The 22,954-nt window shown below is 29.3% G+C and carries 14 protein-coding genes and 1 riboswitch; of the genes, 4 read left to right on the forward strand and 10 right to left on the reverse strand.

The annotated features are described in order from the left end of the window. The 9 genes from VBM88_RS01045 to nadE form a co-directional block, all read right to left on the reverse strand. Nucleotides 1-3,870: an OppA family ABC transporter substrate-binding lipoprotein gene (locus VBM88_RS01045; RefSeq protein WP_323680236.1), complete on the reverse strand. Its 3,870-nt coding sequence runs from the start codon at nucleotides 3,868-3,870 to the stop codon at nucleotides 1-3. A gap of 10 nt (nucleotides 3,871-3,880) precedes the next feature. Further along, complete coding sequence (pepF, locus tag VBM88_RS01050) at nucleotides 3,881-5,731, reverse strand: oligoendopeptidase F (protein ID WP_323680237.1); 1,851 nt, start codon at nucleotides 5,729-5,731, stop codon at nucleotides 3,881-3,883. A 97-nt stretch (nucleotides 5,732-5,828) separates the two neighbouring features. After that, nucleotides 5,829-5,996: riboswitch (Lysine riboswitch) on the reverse strand. Between the two features lie 229 nt (nucleotides 5,997-6,225). Further along, on the reverse strand, nucleotides 6,226-7,467 hold the full coding sequence (locus VBM88_RS01055) for a CNNM domain-containing protein (protein ID WP_323680238.1): 1,242 nt from the start codon (nucleotides 7,465-7,467) through the stop codon (nucleotides 6,226-6,228). A 51-nt stretch (nucleotides 7,468-7,518) separates the two neighbouring features. Beyond that, nucleotides 7,519-9,006, reverse strand: a complete 1,488-nt coding sequence (locus VBM88_RS01060) for a DnaB-like helicase C-terminal domain-containing protein (protein WP_323680239.1) — start codon at nucleotides 9,004-9,006, stop codon at nucleotides 7,519-7,521. Further along, nucleotides 8,993-9,454, reverse strand: coding sequence for a 50S ribosomal protein L9 (gene rplI, locus VBM88_RS01065; RefSeq protein ID WP_323188374.1), 462 nt, complete (start codon nucleotides 9,452-9,454; stop codon nucleotides 8,993-8,995). Before rplI ends, VBM88_RS01060 begins: the two co-directional genes overlap by 14 nt. Next, nucleotides 9,435-11,474 carry a DHH family phosphoesterase gene (locus VBM88_RS01070; RefSeq protein ID WP_323680240.1) on the reverse strand — a complete coding sequence of 680 codons (2,040 nt, stop codon included), beginning with the start codon at nucleotides 11,472-11,474 and terminating at the stop codon, nucleotides 9,435-9,437. Before VBM88_RS01070 ends, rplI begins: the two co-directional genes overlap by 20 nt. 140 nt (nucleotides 11,475-11,614) lie before the next feature. Further along, nucleotides 11,615-12,757, reverse strand: a complete 1,143-nt coding sequence (locus tag VBM88_RS01075) for a ZIP family metal transporter (protein WP_323680241.1) — start codon at nucleotides 12,755-12,757, stop codon at nucleotides 11,615-11,617. Next, complete coding sequence (locus VBM88_RS01080) at nucleotides 12,757-13,485, reverse strand: YebC/PmpR family DNA-binding transcriptional regulator (protein ID WP_257088921.1); 729 nt, start codon at nucleotides 13,483-13,485, stop codon at nucleotides 12,757-12,759. The genes VBM88_RS01075 and VBM88_RS01080 overlap by 1 nt, the downstream gene beginning before the upstream one ends. A gap of 12 nt (nucleotides 13,486-13,497) precedes the next feature. Beyond that, nucleotides 13,498-14,286 carry an NAD(+) synthase gene (nadE, locus tag VBM88_RS01085; protein WP_323680242.1) on the reverse strand — a complete coding sequence of 263 codons (789 nt, stop codon included), beginning with the start codon at nucleotides 14,284-14,286 and terminating at the stop codon, nucleotides 13,498-13,500. A 292-nt stretch (nucleotides 14,287-14,578) separates the two neighbouring features. On the opposite strand from nadE, the gene VBM88_RS01090 reads away from it, so the two are divergent. Genes VBM88_RS01090 through VBM88_RS01105 form a run of 4 tightly spaced genes read left to right on the forward strand, consistent with a single transcriptional unit; the run spans nucleotide 14,579 to nucleotide 21,783 of the window. Beyond that, nucleotides 14,579-15,292 (forward strand): MPN527 family putative ECF transporter permease subunit, encoded by a 714-nt coding sequence (locus tag VBM88_RS01090; RefSeq protein WP_323680243.1) that lies wholly within the window; start codon nucleotides 14,579-14,581, stop codon nucleotides 15,290-15,292. 10 nt (nucleotides 15,293-15,302) lie between these two features. After that, nucleotides 15,303-17,630, forward strand: coding sequence for a class I tRNA ligase family protein (locus tag VBM88_RS01095; protein WP_323176788.1), 2,328 nt, complete (start codon nucleotides 15,303-15,305; stop codon nucleotides 17,628-17,630). A 10-nt stretch (nucleotides 17,631-17,640) separates the two neighbouring features. Further along, nucleotides 17,641-20,286, forward strand: a complete 2,646-nt coding sequence (lon, locus tag VBM88_RS01100) for an endopeptidase La (protein ID WP_323680244.1) — start codon at nucleotides 17,641-17,643, stop codon at nucleotides 20,284-20,286. Between the two features lie 6 nt (nucleotides 20,287-20,292). Next, nucleotides 20,293-21,783, forward strand: coding sequence for an APC family permease (locus VBM88_RS01105; protein ID WP_323680245.1), 1,491 nt, complete (start codon nucleotides 20,293-20,295; stop codon nucleotides 21,781-21,783). A 24-nt stretch (nucleotides 21,784-21,807) separates the two neighbouring features. Here the strand turns inward: VBM88_RS01105 and VBM88_RS01110 are convergent, their stop codons facing one another. Beyond that, nucleotides 21,808-22,305, reverse strand: coding sequence for a dUTP diphosphatase (locus tag VBM88_RS01110; protein WP_257088930.1), 498 nt, complete (start codon nucleotides 22,303-22,305; stop codon nucleotides 21,808-21,810). Nucleotides 22,306-22,954 lie beyond the last annotated feature (649 nt).

Genomic DNA, 22,954 nt, shown 5'->3' on the forward strand with positions numbered 1-22,954 from the left:
TTATTTTCCATTAACTGTTCTAATATCTACTCAATATGGAATTTCTGTTTCAAATTCAGGAACTAAATAGTTAGGGTTTTTAAGTGTTTTAGCAAGTATTGATGTACTCATATATGAGAATGCACTTGGTACTGCTCCAACAAAGTTTCCAATTTCTTGTGCTAAATGAACTAAATCTAATTTTGAAACCATTTCACCAGTAACTGGATCTGGATTTTGTGTGTAATCTAATCAGAAGTTTGCATTTAAGTTATCTCAAGATGTATATGAACTTAAGTTATCTGATTCATCCATTCTGATTAATTTTTCACCATCTCATTTGTACATACCCATAATGTTTGAAAGATGTTGAACTTGACTGTTTGTTAAATCGAATGTAACTTGCTCTGGTGTAATTGATAATTTATTTCCATCAATTTTGATAAATTCACCAAGTCTTTGTGCCGCTTTATAAAGTTGAGGATATAAAACTTGCATTTTTTGTGCATATTCACGGTCAGCTAAAATTGCAAGCATTGCAGTAGTTATATGAGCTCTTTGCGCGATTCCTGTAATACCTGAACCAATTCCGTTGTAGTCGTATCCTCATCCAATTAAGTCTACCGGAGATGGTGTTGTAGTTCAGAATCCTCTTCACTCGTTTTTATCTATTGGTTTGATTAATTTAATGTTTAATCTAGGATCTAAACCGTTTCAAGCTTTAATAAGTAAATCAAGCGCATTAATGGCTAAAGTTGGATAGTTGAAGAATCTATAAAAGATACTAATATCTACTGTTTTACCTAGGAGAGTAGGGTTTTGAGTATAAACTCTATCGAGTAAGTCTTTCATTCTTGCTTTAAGTTGCTCATAAACGACACTCTTAACTGAATCATCAGCTGTTGTATTAATGTTTTGAGTATCGCTCGGATTAATTAAGTTTCCAATTGCACCGAAATCAACTCTTTGTCCTGTTTGTGAATCAACTACAAAAAATGCATTAACAATATCACTATTGCTTCTTAAACTGTTTGCAGTTGAGTTATCTAAAGCGTTTGAATTAATATCATTATCAGGTGCAAGGTAACTTACTCACCCAACTGCAGGTTGTGGTTTTCTTTGCATCATACCGATTGTGTTTCAGTCAATTGCTGCTGATAAAATTGTTTTAAATTCAGCCCCTGTACCTACAGATACTGATTTAATTGCATTTTTAGAAGATTGAGAAATTGCTTCGGCAGTTGACATATTTCACATTACATATGAATAAGCATCATTAAAGTAAGTTGTTGATGAACCTTCTTTTGGTAAAAGTGATCAAATAAAGTTTTTTGTTAATGAACCTTTATTTGATAACTTAACTGAGTTAAGTCCATAGTCATTTGGATCTTGTAACACTGCATCTCTTCTTTTTTGAGTTAAGCCTGTAAATGAATATGATGCTTTTTGACCGAATAAATATTGGTTATATGATGAATCATCAAAAATCGCAGCATCAACTAAATAGTTTTGAAATCTTGAAGAGAACTGATTAATTGTTGTTGGGTTATTAACAAACTTTGAATCTCAATAATGCATATTTTTAAATGTTGATTGAGTTAATGTGTCTGAATTAAATTTAGAACCATAGTATTTTCCGGCAAATAAAGTTTTATCCTGTGAAAATCCATATCAGTAGATACCTGAATCTTTTGCAAGTCCATCAATCGATTGAACTGATTGTCTAATTTTGTTAATTTTGACTTCATTGCTTTGATCTTCTTTAGTTTGTGGAGTTATGTCCTGATCATTTCTTCTGTTTTTATCTTTAATAAATTCAGATGGAGCTGCAGCAAATTCATATGATTTAGTAATCATATCTAAAATATTTACAAATGATGCTGTTGCATTTTCATTAAGACGTTCAAGTCCGAAATATGAGTGTCCATCTTTGTTAACAACTGAATTTGAACGATCTAATATTTTGTCTAAGCTTACATTAAATAAATCGAATAAATAAGAGTTTGTATATTGTTGTCTATCATCAAAAAGTTTATTTGGTTCAGATAACATCGATCTAATATCATCATCTGCAGTTTTGCTTCCACCATTTTGTCTTCTAAATAGTGTGTCATTCATTTTTGTTCTTAGAATTGAAATATAAAAGTCATCTGCAACAACAGGATATTGTGTTTTATTACCGTTTGAATCAACCCAAAATACACCGTTTCTAATTCTAAATTCCATTCTGTGAGCTAAACCAACTTTTTCGAAGAAGTTAGCCGAGTTAATAGAACGTGGATTAGATGAAGTTCTTTTAACAATACTTGTTGTGTAGTAATCTACATTAAGCACATCATCGTGTTCAGTTGGTCCGGGAACTAATCCAGCGTCATCTTGATCAAAAACAATAGCTTCTAAAATCGGCTTACCATTTGGGTCAACTAATTTAGTTCCGTTTTCTTCTTTTTGAACATATAGAATGATTGCATCAGCTAAATCTAATTTAAATCTTTGTAATGTAGGTTGTAAGATAAGTTCTGTTTTCTTGTTTGTAATTCCAGCTTCGGAAAGTGCTGATTTTTCAGTGTTAATAAATTTTGCCTTACCTGAACTTTCTAAAGAAATAAGAGATGAATAAGTTGTTCAAAGTAATGGGTCAACTGGAGAACCATATCCAGCACTTACATCTCACGGATATGTGCTTGATGAATAAACTGAGTTATATACTTCTTGATAAATTTGTTTTTGAGCGAATCTATCACTAACTTTAGATTTATTGAATGCAATATTAGGATAAAGAATTTTTTTAACTTGTTCACTAGTTAAAAAGTTATTTTGACCAGCATTTTCATCAAAATAATCTTTGCCATATGAAGCTAAATCATCTTCAATTAATTGAGCTTGATAATCTCTAGCTAATTTATTATGAAGATTGAATTTTTCTAATTCAACTTTCATTTGTTCTGCATATTGAGAATTGAATTGATTTTCGATTTCGACAAGTTTCGCTCTGTAGGTATTATCAGCAGCATTTAATTTTTCATTGGTTTTGTTGTATTCAGCTTCTGCAGATTTTACTTGTTCTGTTAATTCGTTTAGCTTTTGTTGTCTTTGTTCTGCGAAACTTGAACCCAGTAAGACATCTTCATTAATTAACTGTGTTAATTTATCTAATGTACGTTTCGCAATTTCTTGTTTAGATTTAATATCTCCAATTTGCTCGTTTAAATCTTGAATATTTTGTTCTAGCTGACTAATTGCTGATTTGAATTTTTGTGCCTCTTCTGAATTTTTATCTTCTAAATTCTCATATTCAGCAGTTTTTTCTGCAAAAGATTTTTTGTTAATATCAAGATTAATATTTTGGTTTTCTAACTCTTGCTTTAATTTTTCAATATTAGAAAGTGTTGCGTTGTATTGTTCTGATTTAGGTGTTGAACCTTCTTCTAAAACAACTTTATAAGATTTATTTGAGTAGCTTCCTAATATATCTAAAACTTCTAAGTTAACATCATTGTTTTTAGGTAAATTATCAACTGCTAAAATTAACGCATTTAAATCATTTGAGCTAGACACCAAGCTATAAAAGTTTTTTTCTGATTGTAATGAAACTAATTTTCTAAATGAATTTGTATTTTCATTTTTAGCGGTTCTATATTCAGTTTCAGTATCGTGTAATTGTTCATAAAGAGCTTCTTTTTTAGCATAATACTCTTGATATTTTGCTCAAGCTTCATTAGCAAGATTTGTTTCTTGGATAGATAATCTTTGATAATTTGCTCTCTCTTCACTGCTCAAAGCCGGTTTTTTCGGTTTATCACCTGTATTCGAACACGAAGCAATTACTAATGGTGATATTATGGACAAACCTGATATAGCACCTAATAATAATTTTTTGTATTTTTTCACGGATACCTCCTTATTTTTTATTTAATTTGAAAATTTTGTTTCCTAATTTAATTCATTGATTTACTAAATCTGATAAGTAATCAAAACTTTGTTTATAGAAGTTTTTATCAAGTAAATCAACTCCAACTTTTTTAAGAATTTCAAGTGGATAATCACTTCCACCAGCTTTTAAGAAATTGTCAATGTAGTTATCTAATGCTTCTTTACCTTTTTCTTTATATTGAGCAAAGAAGTAATTTGCTGTTAATTGTCCAACTGCATATTTATATACATAAAAACCATAGTAATAGTGTGGTACATAAATTGAGCCCAAGTTTTCTTTAGCTACATATTTAGCTTTTTTGCCCTTCTTAGATTTATATTTGAATTTGAGTGAATTTTCGTGGTAAAGTTTTGAAATTACTTCATAGCTTCCTGCAACATTTCCTTCTTCTATACCTTTGTACAAGTTGTATTCGTATGAAGCTCATTCAACTTGTCTTACTACTGTACCAATAAACCCTTGAATAATTTTTGATAAAATTTCAAATTTAAATAGGTCATTTTTAGATGTTTTAAGTAAGTAGTCATATAACATTGACTCATTGAAAATTGATGCAATTTCAGCCAAGAAAATTGGATATGAGCTAAGTGGTAATGGCTGATATTTAGTTGCAAAATATGAATGCATTGAGTGACCTAATTCGTGAGCTAAAGTTTCTACTGAATCTAATTGACCATCAAAGTTCATTAAAATGTACTTCTTATCAATTCCATAAGTTCCACCGATGCTGTAAGCTCCTGAACGTTTGTTTTGAACACTCATAAAATCAACTCAATTTTCTGTTAATGCTTTGTTAGCTTCGTTTGCGTATTCTTGACCAAACGGTTTTACAGCTTCATTAACTAAATCAACCGCTTCTTCAACTGTGTATGAGGTTTTAACATTTACAAGCTCTCTTAATGTATCTCATTTTTCCATTTTTGACTTATATTTAGCTTTATAGAATTTTTTGTATGCTTCTGAATATTTAGCTAATACTTTAATGTTTGAAGCAACTTGATCAAATAATGTTTGTAAGATTTCATCAGTAACTTTATCTGAATTAGTTAACATCATAACTGCCGATGGGTATTTTCTAACTTTTGCAGCTACGGTTAAGCTCTTAAAGTGTTGGAATAAAGTTTCTGCTAATGAATCTTTGTGTTTGTAGTAAGCATCTCAGAACTTTTCAAAAGCTTGCTTTCTAACTTCTTTTTTATCTGATTTAAGTAATTGATTTCTATTTGTTTTATTTAATTTAATTTTCTTTTTGTCTGATAAATCAACATATCCATAATCTAATTCTGAATTAGTAATAATTGAGAAAATGTTGTGTGGATCAGGTTCTCCATATGATGTTTGCAAAATGTATTCTTCAACATCATCACTTAATTTATGTTTATGTTGTTCAATTGTTTCTTCAATTTGCATTTTGTAATCTGCTAATCTTGGATCATCTTTTCAAACTTTCATTTTGTCTAAGTTTGCATAAAATCTATTAATTTCAGAACCAAATTCAGTTTCAAGTTGATTATCTAAAAATTCAACATCTTGTGATTTTTTGATAATTTCAGGATCGATTAAATTAACATTTTGCTTGTTACTTAAATAATTAGAAACCTTGTTACTAATAAGTGTTAATTGCTCACTAACTTTTAAATCTTCTAAATAAGCTTCAATTGAGTCATATTTTGAATCTTTATTTTTAATTCTTTCTTTGTATAGTGCTACATACTCATCGATTCAGTCATCTAATTTTTTACCTTGTAAAATGTCTTCTAAATCTCAACGATATTTTTTAGGTACATCTTCATATTTTTTGTATTGTTTTGCTTTCATAATAACTCCAAATAATTAAATAAAAAGTTTTGTAGAACTATAAATCTACAAAACTTTAATACAAAATTTAAAATAAATTAATGTTATTAAAAGGATGTAAATCTATAGCACCAATGGTTAAACCAAAGAGTAGAAATCTTTTATGCTTTTCTACCAACATAGAAGTTTGCCAACCTCTATATTTCGGCTTTTATATCCTTTCAATATTCATCTTTGCATGCCTGCTAGAACATTTACTTTTATTAAAAGCTCCTCTATAGTATTTATTACATAACAGATTTCATTTTTAATGTAATCTGTTATGTTTTTGTTAACAGAATACACCAAATTAAACGTTAATATGAAATCAACGAATATTGGTGATATTAATAATTCTGTTTTTCTGCATTTTCATTTTTTTATTATAAACCATAATATTGATTTATTTTTAAAAATTAAAATATTTTTATATATGTGAGTAAGGGATAAATAAAAAATAGCATTACTGCTACTTTTTATAATTTGTTAACTTCAATGATTGCTGAATATTTTTTATTTTTAACTAGTTCAATAACCTTGAAGCTAATTTCATCTTCGATAGTGAATTTTGTCGATTTAAGTAGTTTAGTTGAATTTGTATTAGTTAATAAATAAGTTTTTAAGTCCATAGCTTTTTCATCATCGCTTATAAGTTCTTCATCAATCTCAAGTTGCTTAATTAGATCAGACATTTTAACGTTTGAATGAGCTTTAGCTCTTTCAAGTGAAATTTCATAAATTTGCTCATCATCATCGTATTCATCATAGATTTCTCCAATTATTTCTTCAATGATGTCTTCAATTGTAATGATACCTAAAACATCTGTAGAGTTGTTGTTTTCAACAACAAAAGCCATTTGAGCTCTTGCTGCTCTCATTTTTTCAAGAGCACTTGAAAGAATTGAGTTAGCTGAAATGCTTGGAACTTGTTTCATATAATTAATCACTTTACCTTTTTTAAGTGAGAATATGTCTTTTAATAAAACAATTCCGATAAGTTGTCCATCTTTTTCAATTGGTAATCTTGAATAATTTGTATCCTTGAATATTTCAATCGCTTCTGCTACACTAGCTTTATAAGAAATGTAAGTTACATCTTTTAATCTAATGTAGTGTTGTGCAACTTTTGTTGAGTCTAAATCTAAAGCATTTTGAGCTAAAATACTTTCACCGGTTTGCAGCACGCCTTCCTCGTTAGCGAGTGCCAGCATTGATTTAATGTCACTTTCTGAGTTTGTAACATAAACATTTTTGCTAAGTTTGCTAATAAAGAAAGTGATTGGGAAGAATATTCAGAACATTAGTTCATTGAATAAACAGAAAACTTTTAAGTATCTAATTGGATTATTTTTAGCAATCAATTTAGGTGTTATTTCACCAAATAATACTAAGATTGGAGTAACTACTAATGTTGAGATAATAACAACAAGTGAGTCATTATCAGAAAGATATTTTGATAAAACATAAGACATTGTAGCTGATGAAGCTACGTTAACTAAGTTGTTACCAATTAAAATGGTACTTAGAATTTGATTGTATTTCTTAACTTGCTTGTCAATTAACTTTCCAAATCTATGTTCGTTTTCAACTAATTCATAAACTTTAGCAGGTGAAACTGTTGAGTAAGCAGTTTCACTTCCACTAAAGATACTACTTAAAATAAATAATATAAGCATAACTATGCATAAAACAATTGTAATTACTGTTTTACTATCCATAGTACACCTCTAAAGAATTATTTTTGTGGTTCCTATAATAACTGGAGTCCATTAAAATCCACCTCTTTCATTCGTCATATCGTCTAAAAATTGTACATATTTACCTGTATAAATTAAAGTTGCTTGGCCAGGTTCACCATTACGGTTTTTAGCAACTGATAGAGTCACAGGGATTGATTCGAATGTTTTAACTTCGTCATCATTACTGTGTGCTGATTTTTTAAGTTTCTTTCTACTTAAGAAAATAACAATGTCAGCATCTTGCTCAATTGATCCGGATTCTCTAAGGTCACTTAATTGTGGACGCTTGTCTTCACGATTTTCAACACTTCTGGATAACTGTGATAGAGCAATGATTGGAATTTTAAGCTCTAGAGCAAGGGTTTTTAGTGAACGTGAAATCATTGCAACTTCGTTTTGTCTATTTCCTGTTGCTTGATTTCCTCCTGAAATCAATTGTAAATAGTCAATTACAATTAAGTCAACTTTGTTTGTGTTTTTAATTAAATGTTTAATTTTGAAAATGATTTCATTAATTTTTGATTTAGGATCATCATCAAATCAAATTTGATTTTCATCAGGTGTTCTTTGCATACTTGAAACAACGTGATGAATTTTCATTAAATCTTCATAATTGTTTTTTAAGAGTTTGATATTTTGCAATTTGTACATATCTATTAGTGTAGAAGTCGCCAAATATCTAGTTGTAAGTTCTGATGTAGGCATCTCAAGAGAAATAAAAGCTACATTTTTTGGTTTACCATCTTTCATTCCTTTTTCGATAATGTTTCTTGCAATGTTTAATGCAAGCGCGGTTTTTCCAACCCCTGGACGAGCAGCTAAAATAATTAGCTGACCAGGTTTAAATCCTTTAACATATTTATCAATTGCATTAAATTCTGTAAGAAGAGCTTTTTCTTCATTTTCATCATTCTTAAGGCCACTAAAGTATTTCTCAAGAGCGCTTTCAAGTGAAATAAATTCACTATTTTTGATTGATAAATTATTACTGCTAATAATGAAGTTTTCAAGATCAGTAACAATGTCTTCTCAAGTGATTTTAGGATTTTGCCCTAATACAGATAAATAATTACTAAAGAAAGCTTCTGCTTGTCTTCTTTTGTGAAGTTCAATTAACTTTTCAACATTTGGTAAAAAGTTTTCATCTGAAGAAAGTGTTGAAACAACTTTGTTTAATGTTTCAATTGATAAAGGAGCTCATTCAAGACTTGGGTTTTGAGCTTTGAATTTAGGTATTTCATTTAAAAGTGTGTTGTAATCAAAAATGTAATTTTGATTAGGTTCACTTGCTTTTCTAGTTTTTAAAAATCTAAATAATGTAGAGTATTCAAGGTTGAAAAATGCTTCAGGGACAAGGTAGTCTAAACCAAGAGATTGTTTTTCAGTATCATTAATTATCGTACTTAAAACTTGTCTTTCGATTTTTTCATCTTTGTACAAAGTATTTGCTAAAGGACGAATTATTGTTTCAACTCACTTGTATAAAGAGTTTTGATTGTTTCTATTATTTCTTGACATTTTTAATTTTAATTTCCACTCTTAAAGTTGCTTTTATATCTTTATATAAAACAATTTCAACATCGTGCAATCCTTCTGAAACTAAATGCACTTTTTGGATTGAATGTTTTGGTAACTTGTACCCTAATGAAGTTAATTTTTTATCAACATCTTTTGTAGATACTGAACCGTGTACATTTAAATTAGAATTTCCATCGATATTAGCTTCTAAAGTAAATTCTAATCTTAACTCTTCTAATTTCTCTTTAAGTCTTAAAGCACCTGTTCTTTTTTCATGTTCATCAGCTGATAAATCATCTAATCTTCTTTGTAATTGTCTTGCAGTTTGTTCATTGTATGGAACTCCAAAACCGTTTTTAACTAAGTAGTTTGAACCATAACCATTTGATACTTCGATAACTGTGTTAGCTTTTCCATCTTTACAATCTTTAATTAGTATAACTTTCATCTTTTAACTCTCTTTCTGTTGTTGTTATTGCGTGGTGCACATTGTTAACAAATGTTTCTAATTCCTCATTTGAAATAGCAGCAGCTGTTCCAAAGTGCCCACCTCCACCAACTTGCTCAGTAATAATCTGAACATTTGTATTTATACCTCTAGCACTAAGTTTGTATAAGTTTGTCCCCTTAAGTCTTGCAATAACGAAGGAAGCAACTCTACCTTTTGTTTTAAGAAGTTCATTAGCAGCCATTGAAATAACGTCAGCTTCAACTTCGATTGGAGAATATGCTAAGTAGTAACCTTTTTTAACTTCTTGTGCATTTTCTAAAATAGTATTAATTTGTTCTTTTGTTGTTTCATCAATTTTAAGAATTTCGCTTCCTTCAACTACATTTGCACCTTTCGATTGCAACCAAGCACTTGCTTGGAATGTTCTAGCTGAGACTGATTTTGTAAATTGTACTGTATCAACTAAAATACCACCTAAAAGTAATTGAGCACATAATGGCGAGAATTTTCATTCCCTATCTGTGAGCATAAAAATTTCAGTAACAATTTCTGAAGCTGAAGAAGCTGTTGTTTCAACATAAATATTTGTAACAGGACAATAATCGATTTGCTTTCCAACTCTGTGGTGGTCAAATACGAAAATATTTTCCCTGTCTGCATTTAAAATAGCATCCTTATTATCTGTACGGCCTGGATCTGAATTATCTACAAACACAACTAATGTATTCAAGTCTGTTAATTTTGATGCTTTATTTGCGCTTATGATAATTTTTTCTAAGTTTAAATCTGTATCTTCATAAACATTGTTTTTGTAACTAAGTTCATTTCTAAAATATGTTGTAGTCATATCGAATGATTCAGCACATATGTAAGCTTTCTTACCTCTTTGATGAGCTAAATATGCAATTCCATATGATGAACCTAATGAGTCCATATCTGCTGATTTGTGTCCATAAACAATAACTTTTGTAATTTGGTCACTATCAAGTTTTTTAAGGAACTCATCTGAAATTTTCTTAATTTTAGTCATATTATTGTTAGACACAATTTCGATACTTGAACCATAATAAATCGCAGTCTCGGTATCACTGAAAATCGCAACCTGGTCTCCTCCACGGTTTTGAGCTTGAACTAAAGCTTTTTTAGCTTGCTCTAACTTTTCTTTAAGCGAGCTTCATCCTCTAGCAAACCCAACACTAAGTGAAAGTTTACCAATTGATGTGTCCGGAACATTCTTTTGAATATTTGTAAATAAAGAAAACTTATCTTTAGACATATTGTAAAGTGAAACCTGGTCTGTAATAACAATGAACTTACCATTTGTATATTGTCTATAAATTAAGTTGTATTCTTTTGAATATTCATTGAATGTATCAATAATTGTTTTATTAACTAAGTAAAGTTGCTCTTCAGATAAGATTGATTGATACATTTGGTAGTTATCAATTTCAATTTCACCAATAACAGTTTTTTGATTATGAACTTCATTTTTAAATAAAGTTTCAGTTGTAATATCACGAATAATTATGATGTTTGACAATGGTCAGAATTGAGCTTCATAAATGTTTTTATTATTTTCAAACTCAATTTTAGTTTGATTCATATCAAGCTCTAAAAATTCTTTGTTATCTGAAATTGTTGTAAAGAATGTCTTAATGTGAATATCAATAAAATCTTTGTGAAACTTGTTTTTGATAAAGTTACTTGCTCAAATGATTTTATGTTCAGCATTGTAAATAACAAATCCGATGTTATTACTTGACATAATATCTTCAGTAAATGAATCAAAAGAGTTTTTAACAATGTTTCTTGACCTTGCAAAAATCTTTGTAATTCAAACTAGTGTAATTGCTAGTGATGCAAAAACTAAAATCATTGCGACAGTAACTAAACCAATTTCTCAAGTCAATGCAGTTGTTTCGTTATTTTTTACTAAAATTGCAGTTAGCAAAATAAACATAATTACAAAAACTACGCATAAACACGAAAGTAAGCTTATTTTGTATTTTCTTTTCATTCAAATCCTTTTTGTTTGTGTTGTAAAAATTTAAATATTTAATATTTAAATTATATAAGTTTTGCAGAAATTGTTATCAATATGTTTTATTACACTGAAAATATCTACAGGAACATGATAAATAAAACAAAAACTCACAATTAATGTGAGTGATTGTGTGTATGGAATGAAAGAATTAATGAAGCAAAGATTACACCAATAAATAAGAATGCAAGGATGAAATATCATTTTTTCTTCGACATATGTGAATGATAAAACTCAGGAATAAATTCAATTAAAGTAGTGAAAATGAAAATTCCTGCGATTGCTGACATCATCATTCCTTTTAGTATTCAGTTTTTCTCAATTGCTGCACCTGCATAGCAACCAATTAACATAAATGGTAAAAATAATGAAAGTCCTAAAAATGATAATAACAATGATTGGATTCTTGAGTATCCTGCTTCTCTAAGTCTGAAATAGAAGATTGTTTCTTCAGGGATTAAGTGTAAAACTAAAGAAGCAAAATAAGCCATAGTAAGTGAGTTTTCGTGACCGTTTGCTGCTAAATTTAAGTTGTATCCTAATAATAATCCTTCTGGAATTCTGTGAGTTAAAAGTAGTAATAAGGCAATAACTTTTAATTTATTTGAAGCTGAATTAATCGCTTCTTGTTCAGCTTTAATAATTGACTCATCATTTGAAAAGATGTAATCAGGATGATAATGAACGTGTTTTGAGTTATTGTAATTTTTACTTTGTCTTAAAAATATATTTTGATTTTTATTATATTTCTTAACTTCGTAAAAATGTTCTGAATGTGGGTGTGAGAAATCAAAATCATCGTGCTCGTGTTCATCGCCATGATCGTGGTCGTGAACAAATGCATTTAACTTTCTATTATTTGATTTTTTAAGTTTTTTATTAATTTGATAAGTAATTGCATACTTAAGCGTGAATGAAAATAAGATACCTACAGCAAGACCGACAACTACGACTAAAATGCTATACCCATAGACGTTTACATTGTCTGTTCATGCACCTTGATTTGCTAATTCAAGCGATTCTCTTAAAAAACCAAATGTAGCTAGCACTAAGAAAAAACCTGTTGAAAATGAGTATAAATAAAATGACAGATTTTTTCAACCATTCTTACTTAATTTAATAAGTGGGAAAATGAATGAAAGAATAGTTGGTATAGCTAATAAGCAAAGTAATGTGACAAGTATTAGAATGAAGTAAGATAGCCCTTCATTACCTGTGCTTAATTTGAGGGTTTCGAAAAAATCTCTAATTATTTGCATTATTCTTCGGTTTCGATGTTATGGTAAACATCTTGAACGTCATCATCCTCTTTTAATTTGTCTGCAAATTCTAATAATTTGTCTTTCTTTTCTTGATCATATTCTACATACATATCTGGTACATATGTTACTTCACATTGGATAAAGTCGATTTGACCGAATTTATCTTCAATTGCATTTTTTAAATCTGTGAAGTTTTCAGGTAATGTAGTTAATACAAATGATTCATCATATGTTTCAACATCTTCTGAACCATTTTCAAGTGCAACTTCCATTAAATCATCTTCATTAACTAATTCTTTAGCAATTTCAATGATTCCTAATTTTCTGAATGGATATGGAATTTGACCTGTTTTACCTAATGTAGCATTTTGTTTGTTAAAGTATGACTGAATATTTGATTTAACTCTGTTAAGGTTGTCTGATAATGTAACAACGATAAATGTTGCTCCTCCACCTACAGTAGCGTTAAAAACAGTTTCGATAAATGCGTTTGCATTTTTATCTCCAGCTGCTTTAGCAATTGCTCTTTCAATGTTGTCTTTTGGCATATTTTTTGATTTAGCTTTAGCAATTGCTAATTTTAAAGCTGGGTTAGTATCAGGATCTGCTCCTAATCTTGCTGCAACAAAAATTTCTTTAGATAATTTTTGAAAAATTTTTCCTCTTGCTGCATCTTGTGCACCTTTTCTATGTGCTATATTCGCTGCGTGTGAATGTCCTGCCATAATTTATCTCTCCTAATCTATATCATTTGGTTTATAAATTGAATCTCTTTTGTGTTGTGAGATTTTATGTTTATATTCAATTTTCTTAATAACTTCTTCTGGTAATACTGATTTGATTTGATCGTAGTCATTTAAGTGATCTAAATAAAAATCAAGTTGAGCATATGAAAAACCTAATTCATCTTCATCAGTTTGATTTTCTCATAATCCTGCTGATGGTGCTTTGTCAATAATTTCACTTGGTACATTTTGAAGTGAAGCTAAAAATCTAACTTCACCTTTTGTAAGATGACAAATCGGAAGTAAATCAACTCCTCCATCACCATACTTTGTGAAATAACCAATGAATGTTTCATCTTTATTATCTGTTCCTAACACAAGTAAATTATTTTCTTGAGCTAGAGCATATAAAGTCGTCATTCTTAAACGTGGTTTAATATTAGCAACTGCTAATTGATTTTTAACATTAACTTGCTTGCTTAAAGCGTTAAAAGCATCAGTTAAATCAATGTACTCAAATTTATCATCAAACTTTTCTTCAAGTTTTTTAATATGTTCTAAATCACTTTGTAACATTCCGTTGACTGACATCACAACTCCCTTAACTTTTAAAGGAAGTTGTTTTGCTATTGCATACACAAGTGAAGAATCAATCCCTCCACTGATGCCTACAATAAAACCGTGGCAATTAGCTTCTTTTGCTTTTGTTACTAAAAAGTCTTTAATAACTTCAACATAAGCTAATCCATTTTCTTTGTCATAATATGGTTTGTTATCTTTGTAAAATGTAATCTTACCCATATTGCCTCTTTATTAACTAAATTGAATATTTTTAACAAAATATTAATTGTAAAAATATACTTAATTTTACCATAACAATCTAAAAAATAAACTGAATATATTACTTTTTAATTGTTTAAAATTCAACACACTTGTTTTTTTATTGTCATATGAAAAATGAACGAATTAAGTCCCTAGTTCATAATTTGTTCTTTTTTGGATTTTTTTACTAATAAGATGAAATAATGATATTATTTAATGAATATATTTTTATATCGCGCAAAAGAAAAAAGTGTAAAAAAGGAGGAAAATAATGCAAAAAAAACAATTTTTAGTTTGAAATAACAAAAATATGAATGTTATTTTCAAAATGGCTTTCACAGGCTTGATGTTAGCTATTTCTATTGTTTTTAGCATTATCGGAAGTTTTATTCCATTTAATTCATTTTTAACTTTCAATTTCCTTTTAATTTCAGCTTTTTTAACTGCTTTTATTATCGATTTTCAATATTCATTAATAATGCTTATTTCAAACTTTTTGATAAGTCCTTTTATAACAATTAAATCAACTACATTAGACATTGCATTTCTAGGAAACTTTATTCTTTTATTAATGCAAGCTGTCTTCGTTTTCAGTTCTTATTTATTTGGAAAATTATTATGAAAATCTAAACTTAAAAAAGAACTGTCAATCCTTGTAATCTTAGCAATAAGTTCATTAGTAACAATTGCAATAATAACATTTTTGAATACGTTTTTATTTAACTTAATTTATTTCAAATTATTCAAGCAACTAGATGCTGTTTCGCTTAATGAACTGCTTGCTAACTATGATAAAAAATTCAAAATTTTCTTCTTTGGTATTCCGAATTACTTTGCAGGTTCTATAGCTTTATATTTATCATTTAATTTGATCAATATTGCAATAAATTATTTTATAATTTATATATTTATTTTTACCTTATCTAAAACTAAGTTTTTAGATAACATCCTAAATAATTTCACAGTGAATAAGTGTGATTCATAGAAAGGTGTTTATGTCAAAATTTAACTTTAAAGAAATTGATTCAAAATGAAGAAAAATCTGAGCAGAAACTAATGCTTTTGAACCAAAAGATGATTTTAGTTTACCTAAAAAATATGTCTTAAGTATGTTTCCTTACCCAAGTGGAAAATTGCATATGGGGCACGTTCGTAATTACTCAATCGGTGATGCTGTAGCTAGATACTTTAGAAGAAAAGGTTTCAATGTCCTTCACCCATTTGGTTGAGATGCTTTTGGTTTACCTGCTGAAAATGCAGCAATCAAAAACGGAACACATCCAAAAAGCTGAACATATCAAAACATTGCATCAATGGATGATGAAATTAAAAGATTAGGAATTTCATTTGCTTGAGATTATGAAACAATCACTTGCGATGCTTCATACACAAAATGAGAACAATACATTTTCATCAAACTTTGAGAAAAAGGCTTAATTTACAAAAAGAAAAGCTCATTAAACTGATGTGAATTTGACCAAACAGTTTTAGCTAACGAACAAGTTGAAGATAACAAATGTTGAAGATGTGGAAATCAAGTTATTCAAAAAGAAATGGATACTTACTACTTAAAAATTACCGAGTATGCTGATGAATTACTTGAAGACCTTAAATCTCTTGAAACACACTGACCTCAACAAGTTCTTACGATGCAAAAAAATTGAATTGGTAGAACTGAAGATTACAAATTAACATTGGAATTTGCAGATAACAGCCAAAACACAATTAATGTCTATGAATCAAATTTAGATTACATTTCAAAAATTGATTATGTTGCTATCTCAAATAAACATCAACTAGTTGATGCCTTAAAAGAAGCAAACTACTTTAATCAAGAAGCTTTAGACTTACTTGAAGAAATCAATTTAAACTTTGTTAAAAAAGAATTTTCAAAGAAAATTTTTATCAAAACACCTTACACTGTTAAAAATCCTTTCGATGGTAGCTTAGTTCAAGTTATCATTACTGATTTTGCATCAAATAATCCAAACAAAGATGCAACGATTGTTTCATCAAATAATCAAACACACACCACTTTTATGGAAGTTAACCATTTAGACTTTTTAGATAATAATTTAGTTCAAGTAGAAGAAACTAAATTAACTAAAGAAGTTAAATACAACTTACGCGACTGAGGTATCTCAAGACAAAGATATTGAGGAACACCAATTCCTCTTGTGCACTGTGAAAAATGTGGAACAGTTCCTGTTTCACTTGATCAATTACCTGTTTTATTACCTGAAGAAGTTAAGTTCACAGGTCAAGGCAATCCACTTTTAACTAATGAAGAATGAATGAATACAACTTGTCATCTTTGTGGTTCAAAAGCAACAAGAGAAACCGATACATTGGACACATTCTTTGAATCAAGTTGATATTTCTTAAGATATACTACACCATCAAACTTACGTGACGAAGTTATTTTCAAGAAAGAAAACTTAGATTACTGAAATTCAGTTGACTTATACATCGGTGGAATTGAACATGCTATCTTACACTTACTTTATGCAAGATTCTTCACCAAAGCATTATCTGACTTAGGTTTAGTAAACTTTAGAGAACCATTTGCTAATTTATTAACTCAAGGTATGGTGCTTAAAGATGGTGCTAAGATGTCTAAATCAAAAGGTAATACAGTTGAACCTGGAGAAATGATTAACACCTATGGTGCTGATACAACTAGATTATTTATCTTATTTGCAGCTCCTCCTCAAAAAGAACTTGAATGAAGTGATTCAGGTGTTATTGGATGTTTTAAATTCATCAATAGAATTTACGATAGAAGTTCTGAAATTGATGTAAATTCAAACTTTAAAAACATTGACAAATCAACCTTAAGTGCTCAAGAAAAAATTGCAAGACTTAAACTTTACCAAGGAATGCAAAAACAAAAGAACACATTTGAAAGTGATGATAATTCATTCTCATTTAACACTTTAGTTTCTTGAACTATGGAAATTATGAATGAATATGATTCAATCACAAAACCTGAATTAATCACAGAAATGTTCTACGTTTTATTAAACATTCTTGAACCATTCATTCCACACGTTGTTTGAGAATTATCAAATAAATACTTTGACTCAAAAAACCTATATGACTTTGCTATAGATAATTCTGCATTAGAAATGGATGAAGTAACTTATGGAATTACAGTCAATGGAAAAGTCAGAGCTGAATTAACAGTTTCAAAAACAGCACAAAAAGAAGAAGTTTTAGAAAAAGCAAAAGAACAAGTAACAAAATGATTAGAAGGTAAAGAAATCGTCAAAGAAATCTTTGTACCTGGAAAAATCGTTAACATTGTTGTAAAAGACAAATAGAAGGAGAATGATGACTTTTAATGAATATATTAAAAAAGCGAAAGCTGATAAATCAGGCTATATAACATTCTTTGAAACACCAGATTTTTATTCAATTCCTGGTGGTTTTATGGAAACTGAGGTTACAGAAAAAGTTCTTGTTGAAGATCTTAAAAAGAACCGTGAAGAATTACTTAAAGAATCAGGAAGAGCAGTTGTTTTATATGCAAAACCTGAAACAACAGATGAAATTGTTTATGGTAACTATGTAAAACCACTTGAAGTAATTTACAAAGCTACAACAGATTCATTTATCGTAGTTTATAAAGTTATTTCACAATTCTATTTACCTAATGGATTTAAAATGCTTGAAACTCTTCCTGAAGGAGTTCAATCACACGTTGAATATAAAGGTTTCATAGGTTCAGAAACTGGAGAAGGTGGAGCATTTGTTGACTTACCTGCTACATTATCTAAAAAAGAATTAAGGGAAGTTTATGACTACTTGCAAACTTTCTCAATTTTTGCAGGTGTCGGAATTGACCTTGAAGAAGATAAACCACAACAATTTGCCGATTCCGATTTTATTGGCTTATTTAAAACTGAGCCTTTATCAGGAAGACACTTTACATTCACAAGTATTGTTGATTTAACAAACAGATACTTTGAAGGTAGAACTGATAGATTCTCTGAAGATTATGCAAGTGCATTAATCGCTACTTTCTTAAACCACATTTCACCTGTAGTTGTTCCAGAAAGACTTGAAATTTTCAAAGAACCATACAACAGATTTTGATATCAAACTTACTTAATTCAAGCTACTGCAAAAATTAATGAAATTCTTCAAGCAGAAACAGAATTAAAAGGTAAGATGACACAAAAATTAAGTAAGCAACAAACAGAATTCTTACTTAGAGAAAAATTAAAAGCTCTTCAAGAACAAATTAAAGAACTTAACCCATCTGCATCTGATGATGAGTATGCACAAATCATCAATTCAAAATTCAAAGACATCTTCCCTGAAAGTGTTATTAAACTTATTGATGCTGAAACTAAAAAATCAGAAGAAATGGTTCCTGTTTCTCCTGAAGCTTCAATCATCAAAACATACATTAATACTCTTAAAAAACTTCCTTGAAGAAAAGTTCAACACGAATTATTAGACATAAACAGAGTTAGAGAAGTTTTAGATAAACACCACTATGGTTTAAATGAAATTAAGCAAAGAATTATTGAATACTTAGCTGTTATTATCAAAAACAACCAAGTTAAAAAACTTGATGAAAATAAAATCAAGATTGATGATAAATTTGAAATTGACCTTTCATTATTTCAAAACAATGAAGAAACAAATACATTTAACAATGTTCCTATCTTAACCCTTGTCGGTCCTCCTGGAACAGGGAAAACATCACTTTCAAAAGCTATCGCAAGTGCTTTAAATAGAAAATTCGTTAAAGTTTCACTTGGAGGAGTTCACGACGAAAGCGAAATTAGAGGACACAGAAGAACTTACGTAGGAGCTATGCCTGGAAAAATCATCAAAGGAATGATGTACGCAGGAGTTTCAAACCCTGTTGTGCTTCTTGACGAGATTGATAAAATGGCAGCTGATATGAAGGGCGATCCAGCAAGTGCAATGCTTGAAGTTTTAGACCCAGAGCAAAACACAAGATTCCAAGATCACTACTTAGAACACGAATATGACTTATCAAAATGTATTTTCATCGCTACAGCTAACTACTATGAAAACATACCACCTGCATTAATTGACAGGGTCGAAGTTATTGAATTATCTTCATACACATTGAGTGAAAAATTAAGCATTGCTAGAGAACACTTAATACCAAAAGTGCTTGAACAAGCTACTTTAGCTGAAAAATACTTCCAAATTTCAGATGATGTGCTTAAATACATCATTCAACATTACACACTTGAAGCTGGAGTCAGAGGTCTTAAACGTACATTAGATAAGATTGCTAGAAAAATAGTTGTTAAGACTTTTGATGATCCATCATTAAAAGAATATGTAATTACACTTGATAAAATCGAAGAATTACTTGGTGTAATTAAATTCAAACAAGAAGAAAAAGAAGAAGATGTTGTTCCAGGTTTAGTAACAGGATTAGCTTACACATCATTTGGTGGTTCAACATTGCCGATTGAGGTAACTACATACCCAGGTAAATCAGAAATTAAGTTAACTGGTTCGCTAAAAGAAGTTATGCAAGAATCAGCTCAAATTGCTTTAACTTTCGTTAGAGCAAACGCTGAAAAATTTGGTGTTGATGAGTTTGATTTTGAAAACAATACAATTCATATTCATGTACCTGAAGGAGCAGTTCCTAAGGATGGACCAAGTGCTGGTGTAACGTTTACAACTGCAATTATTTCTGCCCTTTCAAAAAGACCAGTTCCTAACACAATTGGAATGACTGGTGAAATTACATTAAGAGGAAAAGTCCTTGAAATTGGTGGATTAAAAGAAAAATCATTTGCAGCTAGTCAAAAAGGACTTGAAATGATTTTCATACCTGAAAACAATATCAAAAACTTAAAAGACATTCCTTTTGAAATTAAACAAAACTTAACATATGTACCTGTTAAAACATATGATGAAATTTACAACGTAATTTTCAATAGTCAAAAACCTTCTAACGAAATAAAAGCAAAATAATAAAAAATGCAAAAGCAGTTCACACAGAAAAGTTTTACATTTTTTACAATTAATTTTGTCGTTGGTATAGGTTTTATAACTACAATATCAACAATTATGAACATATCTTACTGAGGGTATCTTGTAATGATACTCTCAGCATTTATATGCTTCGGAATAATGTTGGTATTCTCCAGATTATCAAATCAATATAACGATCACTACGGTGGTTCGTATGCTTACGCAAGACATTTAGATGATGATGTTGTTGATGGTAAATTAACAAAATCAAAGAAACGTGGCCTTAGAAATCTTGTTTTCTTCATCGGATGAAACCAATTTATTCAAACACCACTTTTATCAGCAATTGCACCTTTATTCTTAGCTGATGTTGTTGAAATCATACTGCCTAAACCAGAAGAATTTCCTCAACACAGCTTAGTTATGTGAATAGTTAGAGGGGTTTCGATCTTACTATTCATTTCCATAATTGCTATTTCAACAATTGGATTAAAAACAAATAAGAAAATTATTTTCATTGCCTCATTATTTAAATGAATAATACTTATCTTAGCCATCTTTGTAATGTTAGTCGCTGTTTCGAAGGAAGCTACATTACCTAACTCAGCTACATACAAAAAAGTTACACCTCAATTAATTATCGCTGATGTTCTTTTATTTATGTATGCTTTTGCAGGAACTGAAGATGTTGCTGCTATGGCTAAAGATGTTAAGTTCAAGAGTTTTAGAAAAATATTATTAACATCATTAGCTTTCATATTTGGATTTTATCTAATATTCTTTTCACTCTATTTATTCTTACCAAACTCATTAAAAGTAACTAATGGAGATGGCTCAAACGAAATTTCAAAAATCTACACCTATGGATTAGGTGCATTTGGAGTTGCTATCTTCATTATTGGATTATTATGTAATGATTTAGGATTTAGAATTTTTCAAACAGTTGCGACTGCTAGAAAACTTGTTCCTCTTTCTGAAGATGGTTACTTATTCAATTCATTGCATCATAAAAATAAAAAGGGTGAATTTAAAAATGCAATCGTTTTCTCTACAGTTATAATAATGATTTCAATGATTACATTATGACTTGTTCCTACTATATTCTTAGATAAAGAATATAGTGATGAGTTCTTTAAGGCAACAATTATAACCAGCTCAATTGCATTATTAATTGAAGACTTAATCACATTCTTTATAGCATTCAGATTAGCTGCAAAGAAAAGAATTTCAAAAATACCTGTTTGAGAAAAAGTTATTTACATTATTGATATTTGTATAATGTCATTTATCTTATTAATCACATTCTTCCCTTGAATTTTGAGTGGCCAATGAGAATTCAAAAATACAGTATCAATTATCATTTATGTAGTATTTATTGGGGTTGGTTTTGGACTAAAACTTCTCAATAAATACAAACACAAATTCAAAATTTACAATAAATGAATTGCTAAGCACAATAAGCAATTTGATAATTTAATTTTTATAAAAAATAAATAACCAACTTCTGTAGCTGGTTATTTTTTAATAATTATTTTTAATACGGTCGTAGTTCTTTTGATTTTTAAGAACATATGCATCATATAAATCTTCATATGTAAACCCTAACATTACAAATGAACCCAATGCAACTTGAAACGCGTGTTCGATATTTGATTTATTAACTTTTTTCATTATGTTTGCTAATGAAATAAATAAATGTTGGAATTGAATGTTTATATCCTGGTTAATTATTTTTGGTTCTATTTCAGGTAGAACATCAAATTTATAAGCAAAATTAACTAAGAAATGGATTAAATCAGCAAATTCTTCAGTTACAGCTAATTTATTTACATTCTTTTGTGATTTTCAATATTTAAAACTTTGAACTTCATTTACATATTCAGCAGCTTCTATTAAAAGCGCTAGAGTTTTTTGAACTATAAAGTCTTCTTTGTTAAATGTCGGATTAAGACTTAAACTTTTTTCTCTGATTTTATTATCCAATTCTTTTTGCATCTCAAATATCTTTATTAAATTCATATTGTAATTATATTACAAATAAATTTTTGTATATTTAAACTTTTAAAGCTTGGAGACCGTGCTTTTGGTTTTTAAAAAGTTAAATAAAAAATCAGAGAACTGAATCTCTGATTTTCAAATTATTCGTTTACGAAGTCTTCTTCATAATCATCATCAGATGCATATGAATCTTCAAATGAGTTTTGTAATTCTTCGTTTTCTTGTGCTAAGTCACTTAAAACTTCGTCTAAGTCACCCATTTTTTCAGATTCTTTTAATAAGTCTGAAGTGTACTTGTTAAAGTCTTCTGAAATGTATACATTACCATTTTCATCTTCAAGTGTATCATCTAAGATAACTTTGTTTGTGAAGTATGAACGTGGGTCACGAATGTCATATTTACCTTTAAGTTGGTAATTTGAGTTTGTTCCAGCAGGAATTTTATGACCTAAAATAATGTTTTCTTTAAGACCATCTAAGTTATCAACTCTTTCTGCGATTGATGAGTTAACAAGAATCTTAGCTGTTTCTTGGTATGATGCAGCTGATAAGAATGAGTCACTTAATAAAGGAGTTTGTTTTGCTCCACGGATTTTAACTTGACCATAAGCTGGTTTAAGTCCTTGAGCAATTAATCTTCCATTTTCTTTTTGGTAGATAAATGTATCCA

This window comes from Mycoplasma sp. 1232, assembly GCF_034863345.1.
Lineage (GTDB): Bacteria > Bacillota_I > Bacilli_A > Mycoplasmatales > Metamycoplasmataceae > Mycoplasmopsis.